This window comes from Ancylobacter amanitiformis, from assembly GCF_030814815.1.
GTDB classification, from domain to species: Bacteria; Pseudomonadota; Alphaproteobacteria; order Rhizobiales; family Xanthobacteraceae; genus Ancylobacter; species Ancylobacter amanitiformis.
In genome coordinates, this window is sequence record NZ_JAUSVR010000012.1 from 33,627 (window position 1) to 46,797 (window position 13,171).

A 13,171-nucleotide genomic window follows, 5' to 3' on the forward strand; every position below is an offset into this window, starting at 1 on the left:
ATGCCGCCGGGAAGGTTCACCCATGACGATTTGCCGGGCGAAATCTCCAGCCCTGTCGCGCTGTCCTTCAGGCCGCCGTCGCGTTGATCAGCGCCGCCGTCGCATCGGTGGCGGCGCCGTCGATGCGGTGGAAGGGCAGCACCCGTGGCTCGCCGGTTGCGGCGAGGGCGTTGAGATCGAAGCGGGTGTAGTTGAGGCTGCCATAGCCGCGCAGGAAGAACAGCTTGCGATCGAGATCGACAAGGCTGGTCCAGGAGGTGAATTCGGTGGCGTAGGCCTGCGCGCCCGGCTCCTCCAGCCCGGCGACCTCGAGATGCCCGCCGCCCTGCTCGGGATAGTCGATGGTGAGGCCGCGCGGCCGGTCGAAATTGTTGAGGATGTGGGCGAGCGCCAGCACGGCGAGATCCGGTGTCGCGGCCTTCTCGGCATATTGCGCGTAAAAGGCGGCGCGAACGAAGCGGCCCACCGACGTGTTCGACGATGGCAGCCCCGCCGTGGCGATGCCGGAATCCGGCTGCACCGCCGTGTAGCGGCCGAAGCTGGCGCTGGACCTGTCGACATTGCCGAGGAAGGTGTAATTGTCGAGATTGGTGAGGTGCCAGCCGAATTCCGGCCCGTTGGTCATCACCCCCACCGGGTTGTCGATGACGCTCATCTCGCCGCGGTTGAACTCGATGACCAGCGCGGCGCCCGAGGCGTCGTGCACCACATAGTGAAACGGCGATTCCACGCCGCCCAGAATGGACAGCGGCACCACCTGCACCGGCTGTTCGGCCAACGCGGCCTTGACCTCGCCCACGCTGGCGAACTGGCCGAGCACCCAGCTGCCGAGATCGGAGGCGGAGAGCACGGCGCGGGTCATCGCCAGCGACCGCTGCCCGCCCCCCGCCGCCGGATAGGACAGCAGGCTGAAGGTGAGGCCCTGGTCGTTCAGCCCTTCGAGCACTTTCAGGTCGCCGAGGCCGATCGGCGCCTGCGGCGTCGGCGTCCGGTACGGCATGGTCACGGCCAGCGCGGCATGGCGCGCGCGGTACTCGACCGCGGGATGACCCTCGACCTGCGAGGTGGTGGCGAGGCCGGCCGGCAGGAAGACCATCTGATAGGGCAGTTCGATCGTCAGTTCGAGGGTCCGCCCGAAATAGACCTTCCCGGCCGCGTCGCTGTAGATGAGGGATGTGCACATGCCGGACTGTTCCTCAAAAATGGTCGGGTTCGTTCATAGCGCTGCCGGGGGCAACGGCGAGACGGCGTGGGCGTGGGTGTGGGTGTGGGTGTGGGTGTGGGTGTGGGTGTGGCGACACGGTGTTGCGCCCTTTGCGGCACCTCCTTCACTGTCGCCGAGGCGACGCTTCCTCGCATGGCGAGGTTAGCCGGCCGGAGGGGGCGTGGAAAAGTCCCGCCCGGGCCGTGCGCGCCGATCTGCGCTGCGCCGGCACGCGGCGGGAGGAGAGCGGGTTCGACATTTTCATCCATGCCGATGCGGCGTGCGGGGCATCATCGCCCCGTTCCGCGCGGCGGATCTGGAACGGCGCCTCCATGCCCCCTGCCGGGAGCGGACGCCGGAAGGCGGCATCGGCGGCTATGGGATGCCTCACGCCGCCCACCGGCCGCACGGCCGGGTGGCAGTCCTCGGCGTGTTTTCGTGCCCGCCGACTGCTCCGCTCCGGTGATCCAGCGCCCGCTCATGCGTCATGGTGTCCGCCGCCACTTCGCCAGCCGGCCGGTCCAGCCATCCAGCGCCCGCGGGATTTCTTCATCCGGCATCCGGTGCTACGTCCGATGACGCGCAAGGACGCCGGCGCGTTCAATCATAATGGACCTGTGGGCGGGGAGCGCGATCGGCCCGCGCCCCTCGCCAACGACCCGTGGACGTGATCATGACATCGACCCCTCTGCCCGCGCCGTCGCCGATTGCCTCGCCGGCCCCCTCGCACCGGGTGGCGGTCACGTGCCGCAAGCCGCGCGCCTGTCTGGCGATGCCGGCCGCGTTGCTTCTCGCCGTTCTCACCGCCCCCGCGCCCGTGCGTGCCGAGGGCGCGCCGCCGTGGCCCGACAGCACCGCCGCGCGTCTGGCGGCGCTGGCGCTGATCGAGACGCTGAACGCCGACCTGCTCGCCAATGCCAGCGCAACGCTGACGCTCGACCGCTGGTGCGGCGCGCATCGGCTTGCCGAGCCGCCCACCATCGTTGCCGACCGGGTGACGGGGGCGGACAAGCCGGCGGATGGCGAGATCCGCGCCCGGCTCAAGGTTGGGCCGGAGGAGCCGGTGCGCTACCGGCGGGTGCGGCTGCGCTGCGGCGCGCATGTGCTGTCCGAGGCGGATAACTGGTACGTTCCCGCGCGGTTGACTGCCGAGATGAACCAGCAGTTGGAGACCACCGACACCTCGTTCGGCCGTGTGGTGCGCCCGCTCGATTTCCGCCGCACCACGCTGAAGGCGACCTTGCTGTGGCGCCCGCTGCCGGAGGGCTGGGAGACCGGCGCACCGCTGCCGATCGCGGGTGCGGACCCGCTGGCCATTCCCGATTTCGTGCTGGAGCACCGCGCGGTGCTGACCTTGCCCGACGGCACGCCATTCAGCGCGCTGACCGAGAGCTACACGCGCGCCGTGCTCGCCTTTCCGCCGCCGCCGGCGCTGGTGCCGCCGGCGCCGTGAGACTTCAGCGGGTGGTCTGCAAGGTCTGGATCACCTGCTGGCCGAAGGCCTGCACGAAGGCGTGCTGCTGCGCCTCCTCCAGCCCTGGGGCGCCCTTGACCACGCCGCAATAGGTGGCGATCAGCGCATTGGCGATGTCGGACAGGCGGGCCTTGGGATCCGTCTTCGCCAGCGCGCTCGCCCAGCCGGCACCCGTCGCGGCGGGCACCGGCAGGGCCGGCGTGCCGATGAGCGGGCCGGCCTGCGTGAGCAGCGCCGGCGGCACCAGCTTGCCGTCCGTGGCCGGGCAGGTGAGCGGGCCGGCGAGGCTGCGCGGCTCGCGCTGCACCAGCGAGGGGCCGGCCGGCACCGCCCAGATCACCGGGACCGGCGGGAAGGGCACGGCGGCGGCCGGCTCGGAGGCATCGGCCGCCGCCTGCAGGGTGAAGCGGCTGAGTTCGGCCAGCTTGTCATAGGTCTCGCCGCCGGAAGCTGCCACGACAGGGCAATAGGCGGAGGCGAGGGCGTCCACCACTTCGGCGGGCGCGGCGTCGGGCACCGCCGCCTCGTAGCTGTCGACCAGCGCCGAGACGTCGCGGTTGCCGCCGGCGATTTCGGCGGTCAGGGCGGCGACGACCTTCGGGTCCGGCCCGCGATTGCCCGGGGCACCGCCGACATGATCGCAATCGAAGGCGGCGGCGGCCTGGGTGCCGTAATCGGGCACTTTCACGCTCTCGCGCCAGGCGGCGACCATGCGCGCGGTGGCGTTGGGCGTGGCGGTGTTGCCCCAGCTGGTGCGCACGTAATTGACGAGATCGGCGAGCTGCGTGTCCGACAGGCGGCCGGCGAAGGAGGGCATGGCACCGTAGCGCCCGCCCGCCGGCAGACCCTGCAGCGCGACGGTGATGACATTATAGGGCTCGTCCGCGATCACCGCCGGGTTGCCGGCGAGCGGGGGGATCGAGCCTTCGATGCCGGCGCCCTGCGGCTGGTGGCAGGCGGCGCAATTGTCGACATAGAGCTTGGCCGCGCGGGCATGCACCGCCGGCGGCAGCGGCGAGCCCTTCTGCGGCGCCGGGGCGTCCGGCGGGGGCGGGCTGTCGAGCAGATAGGTCGCCATGGCCGCGAGGTCGGCGTCGGTGAGATAGCTCAGGCTGTCATGGATCACCTCGGCCATCGGGCCGAATACCGAGGTCTTCTGTGGTGCCGAGCCGGTCTTGAGGAACTGGACAAGCGTGTCCTTCTGCCACATCCGGGCCAGCGCGGCGGAGGCGATGTCGGGGGCGTAGAAGCCGTCGATCTCCGAGCCGGTAAAGGCGGCCTTGCCCTTGATCGCGCCCATGATGTTGCGCGGGCTGTGGCAGTCCGAGCAATGGCCGAGCGTCTCCACGAGATAGGCGCCGCGATTCCATTCCTCGCTGCGGCCCGGCGTCGGCACGAAGCTGGCCGGGCGGAAGAACAGTTCGCGCCACGCGAGCATGCCGAGGCGGATGTCGAAGGGAAAGGCGAGGCCGTTCTCGGGATTGGGCTGGTTCGCCGCCGGGATGCGCCGGACATAGGCCCATAGCGCCTTGAGGTCGTCCTCGACGATGCCGGTATAGGCGTCGAACGGCATGGCCGGGTAGAGATAGGCGCCGTCCTTGCGGATGCCGTCATGCAGTGCACGCCGGAAGTCGTCATAGGTCCACGACCCGATGCCGGTCTCGGGGTCCGAGGTGATGTTGACCGAGTAGAGCGTGCCGAACGGGGTGTTGAGCCCGAGCCCGCCCGCATAGGGCTTGCCGCCGGGGGCGGTGTGGCAGGGCATGCAGTCGGCGGCGCGGGCGAGATATTCGCCGCGTGCCACCAGCGCGTCATCCGGGGATGCGGGGGCCGGCAACGGCGCCGTCACCTGTGCCGGCGTCTGCGCCGAGGCGGCGGGTGCGTGAAGGCCCCCGAGCGCCGTTGCCAGCCCCAGCAGAATCCCGATGCGCGTTCTCGTCCGTACGGTCATGGCTCGCCCCCCAGCGTTACCGTCCCTGATGGAACGATTCCATGAAAGCACGATGGCCGCCACCCCGAAGACGGCTGACGGGGCGTTACACCCTTGCAATAGCCGTCTTCGAGGGCGCGCGCGGGGGGGCGGGGCGCGTCGAACGGGGTCAGTACGTGCCGAGGAAATCCGCCTTGCCCACCTGCACGCCCTTGTGGCGCAGGATGTCGTAGGCGGTGACGACGTGGAAGAAGAGGTTCGGCAGGGCGAAATTCAGCACATAGCTGGTGCCAACGAAGTGCCGCTCGCCGCCGCGCGAGGGCACCACGATGGCGCGCGTCTCGCTGCCGTCGAACGCGGCCGGATCGACACCGGCGAGATAGTCGAGCGTGCGGGCGATGCGCGCGTGCAGATCGGCGAAGCTGACCTCGTCATCGGCGAAGCTCGGCCCGGGCGTGCCGGTGAGGCGGGCGGCGGCAAACTTTGCGGTGTCGCTCGCCCGCTGGATCTGGCCGGTCAGCGGCAGCATGTCGGGCGCGAGACGCCCGCCGGTCAGTTCGGCGGGGTCGAGGCCGTGGGCGGCGGCAAATTCCCCGCCCTTGGTCAGGATGGCGTCGAGATTGCCGAGCGCCCGCTGGAACACGGGGATCGAGGTTTCATAGAGGGAAAGCGGCATGGATTCTCCTCGCGGGGCCGCGTAGGCGACCCGGGGGTGGCGGCAAAGTCGGGGGCGAGTTCGGAGAAAGGGCGTGGGGGCATGAAAAAACCCCGGAGCGGCAGGCCGTTCCGGGGTCTGGATCAGCGGGACGCGGGCGCGATCAGATCGCGCTGTTGATCCACTGCAGCATCTTGGCCTTCGGCGCGGCGCCGACCTGGCGGGAAGCCAGCTGGCCGTCCTTGAACAGCAGCAGCGTCGGGATCGACATGATGCCGTATTTGGAAGCCGTGGCGGGGTTCTCGTCGACGTTCAGCTTGACGATCTTCAGCTTTTCGCCGAGCTCGCCCGCCACCTCGTCGAGGACGGGAGCCACCATGCGGCAGGGACCGCACCACTCGGCCCAGAAATCCACCAGAACCGGGCCGGAAGACTTGATCACGTCGGACTCGAAGCTCTGGTCCGACACCTTTTCGACGCCCATTGGGACACCTCAAAATTCAGGGGCCCCCGAATCCCGGGAGCCCAAAGGAAGTTGACTGCAAAGTAGGTAGCTGCCCCCACCGGCGTCAAGGCGCCGTCACACTGACGTGACGCCGTCCACCGGCCGTTCCAGCGCGCGCGCCAGCTCGCCGGCGTCCAGCCGATGGACGCGCGGGCCGGCGGTATAGACAAGCAGGGCGTGTATCTCCCGGTCCGGGTACAGCCTGCCGACCAGCCGCGCGTAGAGCGCCACCTGCCGGATATGCGCGGCGGGCAGGTCTGCCCTGCTCGATGGCACGTGCCGGTCGGTCTTGAAGTCGGCCAGCGTGATGCGCGCCGGCTCCACCACCAGCCGGTCGATCCGCCCGTTCACCGCCGTGCCGTCCTCCAGCGCGCCGAGGATCGGCACCTCGGCGAGGCTGCCGGGCCCGAAGAGGGGCGCGAGTTCCGGCAGGGCCAGCGCGGCCAGTGCTTCCGCGAGCAGATCCTCGCGCTCGCTCGCCGGTCCGTCGAAGGCGCCCGCCAGCAGCCGGCGGCCGGGCTCGGCGCGGCTTTCGGGGGCGAGGGCTGCGAGGCCGGCCATCAGTCGATGGAGCAGTTCGCCACGCCGCCGGGCGAGCGCCGCCGCGCCCTCCGGCAGGGGATCCTGCAGGCCCTCGGTTGACGGGCGCAGCGCGCGGCGCGGGGCCGTGGTCGCGAGCGGCCGGCGCAGCGCGCGGGCGAGGGCGATTTCCGTCTCGGGGCTGGGCGCGTCCGGCGCGGGCGCCGCATCGCAGGACGTCTCCTCGTCCGGCACGGCGGTTGGCCCGCCAATGCGCCAGAGCTTCACCGTGCCGGCAAAGCCGGTCGCCGGCACGTCGATCGCGTCGGGCGCCAGCGCGCCGTGGACGAGATCGTACCAGCAATCGGCCGGGCGCTTGCGCGCGCCTTCCGCGCCGCACAGCACCAGCGCGGTCTCGGCGCGGGTGAGGGCGACATAGAGCAGGCGGCGATATTCGTCCTGCTGCGCGGTGTCGCCACGGGCGCGGGCCTGCGCCATGGCGGGCGTATCGGTCTTCTTGGAGGGCGCGTGCAGCAGTAGGTGGGCGCCGGGCCGGTCCGGCTGCCGGCTCTCCACCTTGAGCAGGCCGGCGCTGCGGCGGGTCATCGGGCCTGAAATCGTGTCGGCGAGGATGACATAGGGCGCTTCCAGCCCCTTGGCGCCGTGCACGGTCATCACCCGCACCTCGTCGCGCCCGGCTTCCATGTCGCGCTTGGCCTCGGCGCCGCCGCGTCGCAGGAAGGCGAGGAAGCCGGACAGCGAGGGCACCTCGATGTTCTCGTACGCGCGCGCCAGCGCCAGCATCTCGTCGAGCGCGTCCGCCGCTTCCGGGCCGAGCCGCGCCAGCATGGCGGCACGGCCGCGCTCGCGCCCGAGCACGCGGGCATAGAAATCGAACGGCCGCAGCCGTTGCGCCTCGCCGCGCAGCCGTGCCAGCCGCCCGGCCGCTTCGGCCCATTTGGGGCTTTCCCCGGCGCGGGCGATCAGCGCGTCCTCCAGCAGCCCCTCGCGGCGCGGCGCGAGCTTCATCAGGTCGTCGTCGTCGAAGCCGAAGAGCGGGCTCTTGAGCGCGCAGGCCAGCGCCAGTTCGTCGTCGCGTGCCAGTACGGCGTCGCCCAGCGCCATCAGGTCCATGACGGCGATATGCTCGGCCACCACCAGCCGATCGGCGCCGGCCACCGCCACGCCCGCCTGTTTCAATTCGCGGATGACCGCCTCGAACAGCGAATCGCGCCGGCGCACCAGAATGAGAAAGTCGCCGGGGCGCGCCGGCCGGGTGCCGTGCCGGCCGGTGACGGGGAAGCGCTGGGCGATGCGGGCGGCGATGTGCCCGGCAATGTTGCGCGCGAGCCGTGCCTTGGGGTCGTCGGTCGAGGGCGCGTCCACCGGGCGCTGCCAGGCGTCGACATCGACCCTTTCGCTCGGCACTTCCGGCTCCCACAGCTCCACCCGCGCCGGCAGGGCGCCGTGGATCGCCTCGTGCACTGGCGGCTCGGCCAGCGCGGAGAGGCCGGAATAGGCGCTCTCATCCGCGAACACGGTATCCACCGCGCCGAGAATGCCTGGCGCCGAGCGGAAGGAATGGCGCAGCCGGATATGGGCGAAGCGCGCGCCGGCCGCCGCCTCGAATTCCCGCCGCACCGTGTCGAAGCGGCGCGGATCGGCGCCCTGGAAGGAGAAGATCGACTGCTTCTCGTCGCCCACCACGAAAAGCGAGCGGGCGATGCCCTGCGGCGCGGGGCGCGCGCCCTCGCCGGAAAAGAACTCGGCGACCAGCGGGCGGATCACCTCCCACTGCTCCGGGCTGGTGTCCTGCGCCTCGTCGAGCAGCACGTGGTCGATGCCCTGATCGAGCTTGTAGTGCACCCAGGCCGAGGCGCCGGAGGCGAGCAGGCGGCGGGCGGCATCGATCAGGTCGGTGAAGTCGAGCACGCCGCGCACCGCCTTGGCGCGCTCGTAGCGCCGCGCCGCCTCGCGGCCCAGCGTGAGCACGGCGCGGCTGCGCTCATAGGCGCGGGCGGCGACGAGACGGCGGGCGAGCGGGGCGATGCGGTCGCGCTCCGTGAGCAGTTCCGCGAACTTGGCGCGCACCGCGGCGGCGCCGAACTGGCCGTCGCCATAGGGGTCGCCGTTTTCCTTCAGAAACACGTCGGCATAGGCGTCGGCCACCGCCTCGGCCGGGGCCCGGGCGGCGGCGGCGAGCGCATGGCCGCGCTTGGCCGCATTGCCGCCGGCGGCGATGAGCGCGGCGCCGAGGCCGACCCACGCCCCGCGGGGAATCAGCGCCTCCTCGACGATGCGGCGCTCCACCTCGGTGGCGGCGAGCGGTGCCTCCAGCCCGACGGCAGCGGCAAGCTCGGCGTCGCTCGCCTCCAGCGCCGCCGCATCGGCCACCAGCTGGGCGATCAGCTGGTCGATGCCGTCATCGGAGGTCTCGCCGATGATGAGCGCCAGCGCCTGCCCGAGCGGGCTGTCCGGGTGGCTGGCGCCTTCCAGCACCACGTCGGCGCGCAGGCGCGCCAGCAGTTCCAGCCGCGCCGCCTCCTCCAGCTCGCCGAAGCCGGCCGGTACCCCCGCCTCGAACGGGAAGGCGTGCAGCAGCGCGCCGCAAAAGGCATGGATGGTCTGGATCTTCAGCCCGCCCGGCGTCTCCAGCGCCTGTGCGAACAGGCGGCGCGCGCGGGCCCGCCGCTCGGGGCCCGGGCGGCCGCCATCGGTCTCGACGATCCGCACATCCAGCGCGGCGTCGTCGAGCGTCGCCCAGCCGCGCAGCGTGTCGAGCACGCGGTTGGCCATGTTGGCCGCCGCCGCCTTGGTATAGGTGAGGCACAGGATGCGCCCCGGCGGCACGCCGCGCATCAACAGGCGGATGACGCGGCGCGCCAGAACATGGGTCTTGCCCGAGCCGGCATTGGCCGAGACCCAGGCGGAGAGATCGGGATCGGACGCGCGGCTCTGCAGCGCGGTGGCGGCGGCGAGCGCGGCGGGGAGGGTGGGGTCGCTCATTCCTCGCCCTCGCCGCTGGTCGCCCATTCCTTCACCCGGGCGAGATGGTCAAAATCGCCGAAGCGCCCGCGGAACATCGGCCGCGCCAGCGAGGCATAGCCGCGCGACGGGTTCTCGAAGGCGGCGACGAGCTGGCCCAGCCGTTCCAGCGTCGCCATGGCGCTGCCGGCCGCGGTGTCGTTCTCGTCCACGGCGCTGGTCTCCTTCAGGCCGGCGGTGGCGAGCTTCACATAGATGAGCGCGGCCGCCTCTTCCGCCGGCACCTCGCGAAAACTGCCGGACGCGGCCATGGCGGCTTCCAGCGGCAGTTGCGGCGAATAGTGAACCTTGGTCTGCCTGGCGGTGGGCACCGCGCCGGTCTTGAAGTCGACAATGGCGAGCCCGCCGTCGCGCCGCTGCTCGATACGGTCGGCACGGCCGGTGAGCGTGAAGCGTCCGCCCGGCAGTTCAAGCCGGCCATAGACTTCCGCGAAGATGCGCCGTGTGCCGGGGCGGCGCGCCTGCTCCCAGGCGATGACGCGTGGCACCAGCCGCTCGAACCGCGCCCACCACAGCGCGTGCGCGGCCGGGAAGGCTTCCAGCGGGGCGAAGGCACGGCGGCCATGGGCGAGGAGGGCCGCCTCGGGGTCCGCCGGCAGGCCTTCGGGGAAGGCGAGGGCGAAGGTGCCGAGCGCCGCATGAATGGCGCTGCCGCGCTCCCCGGCGCCCGGCGCCTCGTCCAGTGCGTCGAGCGGGGCGAGCTTCAACACATGGCGGGCATAGATCGTGTAGGGGTCGCGCAGCCAGGTCTCGATTTCGGTGACGGACAGCCGTTTCGGCCGCAGGTCGAGCGGCGGGGCGGGCTCGGGCCGGGGCAGGCGGGGGGCCTTCGGCTCGGCGTCGATCCGCGCGGCGAGACGGCGCAGACGGTCGCCGCGCGCCAGCGCCGCCTCCCAGCGCGTCTTGCCGCTCACCGCCGCCAGCCTTTGCAGGAAGCGCGACGGCACGGTCGGCGCGCCGCCCAGCTTGCGCGCATGCGACAGGACCAGCTCGGGCGCGCCGCCGCCCTGCGCGAAATCATGGGCGGACAGGCCGATGCGCCGCTCCGGCGCCTCCAGCCCGAGCGCGGCGCGCATCGGCCGGCTGAGCCAGGGGTCGGTGCGCACCGCCGCCGGCCAGCCCTGCTCGACGAGGCCCGCCAGCACCACGCGGTCGACGCTGACGAGCCGCGCTTCCAGCGGGCCGAGGATGCGCAGCCGCGCGCCGGGCACCAGCGGCGGGCGCACCGGCCGGTCGCCCAGCAGCAGCACCAGCGCGCTGGCATAATCGCCCAGCGTCATGGCGGGCGCGTCGCGTGCCGCTTCCGCCAGATCGTCGAAGGCCTGCGCGAGGACCGCGAGCGCGGTCTCGTCCTGCGGCGCGCCGTCCTGCGGCACGCCGTCATCGCGCTCACTCCAGGCGCCCGCGATGGCCCGGCGATGGGCGTCGACCAGCGCGGCGAAGGCATGCACGCCCGTGCCGAGCGTCAGCAGCGGGCCGAGAGCGCCGGCGACGCGGGCGGCGAGATCCGCCGCGCGCGCGCGCGGCGCGTCGCCGATCCGTGCGCGCGGGTCGCTGGGGTGGTGCTGCGCGGGCGAGAAGGCCGCCACCGCCGCGACCAGCCCCGGCGCGCCCGGCGCCGGGCGCGGACCGCGCAGCACCATCATTTCCAGCGCCTCGACGGCAGGGGCGAGTTCCGCCCGCTCCAACCCGAAGCGGGCCAGCGCGTGGCGCAGCAGCGCGGCGAGCGGCAGCGGCGCCAATTCGTCCACGCAGGCATCGGCCACCAGCCGGGCGAAACGGCCCGGCGCGCTTTCGGACAAGGGTTCGCCGGCCGAATCGTCGATGGCGATATCGAAGCGCAGCAGCTCGGCGGCCACGCGCCGGGCGAGGTCGCGGTCGGGGGTGATGAGGGCGGCGGTGCGCGTCGGGTCTTCCAGCACCTCGCGCAGCGCTACCGCGATGGCGAGCGCCTCCTCGCGCGAATCCTCGGCCTCGATGAGAGCCACGCCGGCCAGCGCCGCATCGATGGCGGGCGCGCCGAGGCGCTCCTCCAGGCTGGCCCAGGCCTCGGTGGTGGCCACCGGGCGCAGCGCTTCCGAGAGCAGCCGCTCGCGCCCGTGCACCGCCGGCGGGGCGAGAACCGCCACCTGCGCGCGCGCGGCCCGCAGGTGGCGGGAGAGCAGCAGCGCGAGGCCGTATTGCGGATGGCTGGGGGCGGGGGCGGCCTCGTCGGTCAGCGCCTGCCAGGAGGCCTCGTCGAGATCGGTGTCGAGGCCGGGCAGCACCACGCAGCCGCGCGGCAGATGGGCCACCGCGGCGAGCAGCCGCGCGGTGGCCGGCAGGGAGCCGGTCGAGCCGGCCGCGATGACAGGGCCGGTCGCGCCGTCCTTCAGCAGCCGCTCGGCCTCGGCCGCGATCAGCCGGTCGCGGCGGATGCTGGCATCGACCTCGCCATGCTCGGCGAGGTGCGCGGGCCAGAAATCGCGGGCGATCTTCAGGAAGTCGAGCGCCATGTCCCAATAGGCGTCGTGCTCGCCCGGCACCAGCGCGTCGAGCCGCTCCCACGGCACTTCCTGCGCCGCCATCTCGTCGATGAGGTGGGCGAGCGCGTCGGCGAGGCCGATTTCGGCGCCCGGCCCGGCGGCGACAGCGACCCGCCCGTCGCCGTCCCGCAGCCGCGAGCGCCAGGCCTTGACCAGGCTGGCAAGGGCGAGCCGCCGCGTGGTCGGCTTCACCGCGCGCGGGGGGTCGGCAAAGCTCTCGGCGAAGGCGAGTGCGTCCTCGTCGACATCGCCGAGCGGCACGATGCGCGGCAGCAGCGCCACCCCGGCCGGCATACCCGCGACCTCGACGCGCGCGCGCAACGCCTCGGCCAGCAGGCGGCCGGCGCGCCGCGTCGGCAGGAAGATGGTGGTCGTGGCGAGCGCGAAGGGGTCCCCGCGCGGCGTGAAGCCCTCGATCAGCCCTCCGTCCAGCAGCGCGTCGGCGAGCACGGGCAGGAAGGGCGCGGAGGCGGGGATCGTGAACAGGCGCGGCGGGCGAGCGGTCATGGCAGCATGTTACACGGCGGGCGGGCGCGCGGTACCGGCTTCAGTCCTTGGAGCGGCGGATGGCGTCCTCGGCCTCGCCGATCGCCTCGGGCGTGCCGACATGCATCCACACCCCTTCCATCCGCATGCCATTGAGCCGCCCGGCCTCGGCGGCGCGGAAGAACAGCCGGTTCAGCGAAAAGGCGCCGTCCGGCGTGTCGCGGAAGACCTCCGCCGTCATCACCGCCGCGCCGGCGAAGACGAAGGGTGCCACCTGCGCCCCCGGGCGCGCCTCCAGCCGGCCATCGCCATCCATCAGGAAGTCGCCGCGCCCCTCATAACCCACCGAGCCGGCCGTGGGCGCGAGCAGCAGGCGCAGGTCCATCCGCGCCGGATCGAAGCCGGCGGCGAGCGCGGCGAGGTTCGGCCGGATGCCCTCGATCCAGAGCGTGTCGGCATTGATGGTGAAGAACGGCCCGGGCCCCAGCAGCGGCAGCGCCTTGCGGATGCCGCCGCCGGTTTCCAGCAATTGGTCGCGCTCGTCCGAGAGCACGATGCGCGGCCGCGCGCGGCCGGCGAGATGGCGCTCCAGCACCTCCGCCTGCCAGTGCAGGTTGACCACGGCGGTCTCGACCCCGGCGGCTTCCAGGCGGTCCAGCACATGGTCGATCAGCGGCCGGCCGGCCACCTCCACCATGGGCTTGGGCATGTGGTCGGTGAGGGGGCGCATGCGCTGGCCGAGGCCGGCAGCGAGCACCATCGCGGTTCGGATCGTCGTCATGATGCGGGGGCCGTCGCGATTGAGGAGGTCATGATGGAGCTGTCACG

Annotated in this window: 8 protein-coding genes; 1 reads left to right on the forward strand and 7 read right to left on the reverse strand. The window is 72.5% G+C overall.

Annotated elements, in window-relative coordinates:
- Positions 1-67: 67 nt before the first annotated feature.
- Entirely contained in the window at positions 68-1,183 is a 1,116-nt protein-coding gene (locus QOZ99_RS16390; protein ID WP_306891073.1) for a linear amide C-N hydrolase, read from the reverse strand.
- Positions 1,184-1,976: 793 nt separating this feature from the next.
- Between QOZ99_RS16390 and QOZ99_RS16395 the strand changes: the two genes are divergently transcribed.
- The gene (locus tag QOZ99_RS16395) at positions 1,977-2,657 is read left to right on the forward strand and encodes a hypothetical protein (RefSeq protein ID WP_370876874.1); all 681 of its coding nucleotides are present in this window, start codon (positions 1,977-1,979) and stop codon (positions 2,655-2,657) included.
- A gap of 4 nt (positions 2,658-2,661) precedes the next feature.
- Here the strand turns inward: QOZ99_RS16395 and QOZ99_RS16400 are convergent, their stop codons facing one another.
- The 6 genes from QOZ99_RS16400 to QOZ99_RS16425 form a co-directional block, all read right to left on the reverse strand.
- Positions 2,662-4,629 (reverse strand): c-type cytochrome, encoded by a 1,968-nt coding sequence (locus tag QOZ99_RS16400; protein WP_306891075.1) that lies wholly within the window; start codon positions 4,627-4,629, stop codon positions 2,662-2,664.
- Positions 4,630-4,777: 148 nt separating this feature from the next.
- Entirely contained in the window at positions 4,778-5,284 is a 507-nt protein-coding gene (locus QOZ99_RS16405) for a DUF1993 domain-containing protein (RefSeq protein WP_306891076.1), read from the reverse strand.
- A 142-nt stretch (positions 5,285-5,426) separates the two neighbouring features.
- Positions 5,427-5,747, reverse strand: coding sequence for a thioredoxin (gene trxA / locus QOZ99_RS16410; RefSeq protein ID WP_183191641.1), 321 nt, complete (start codon positions 5,745-5,747; stop codon positions 5,427-5,429).
- 96 nt (positions 5,748-5,843) lie between these two features.
- Positions 5,844-9,293: a double-strand break repair helicase AddA gene (gene addA / locus QOZ99_RS16415; RefSeq protein WP_306891077.1), complete on the reverse strand. Its 3,450-nt coding sequence runs from the start codon at positions 9,291-9,293 to the stop codon at positions 5,844-5,846.
- Positions 9,290-12,364, reverse strand: a complete 3,075-nt coding sequence (addB, locus tag QOZ99_RS16420) for a double-strand break repair protein AddB (RefSeq protein WP_306891078.1) — start codon at positions 12,362-12,364, stop codon at positions 9,290-9,292. Before addB ends, addA begins: the two co-directional genes overlap by 4 nt.
- 40 nt (positions 12,365-12,404) lie before the next feature.
- Positions 12,405-13,124 (reverse strand): nucleotidyltransferase family protein, encoded by a 720-nt coding sequence (locus QOZ99_RS16425; protein WP_306891079.1) that lies wholly within the window; start codon positions 13,122-13,124, stop codon positions 12,405-12,407.
- Between the last annotated feature and the right edge of the window lie 47 nt (positions 13,125-13,171).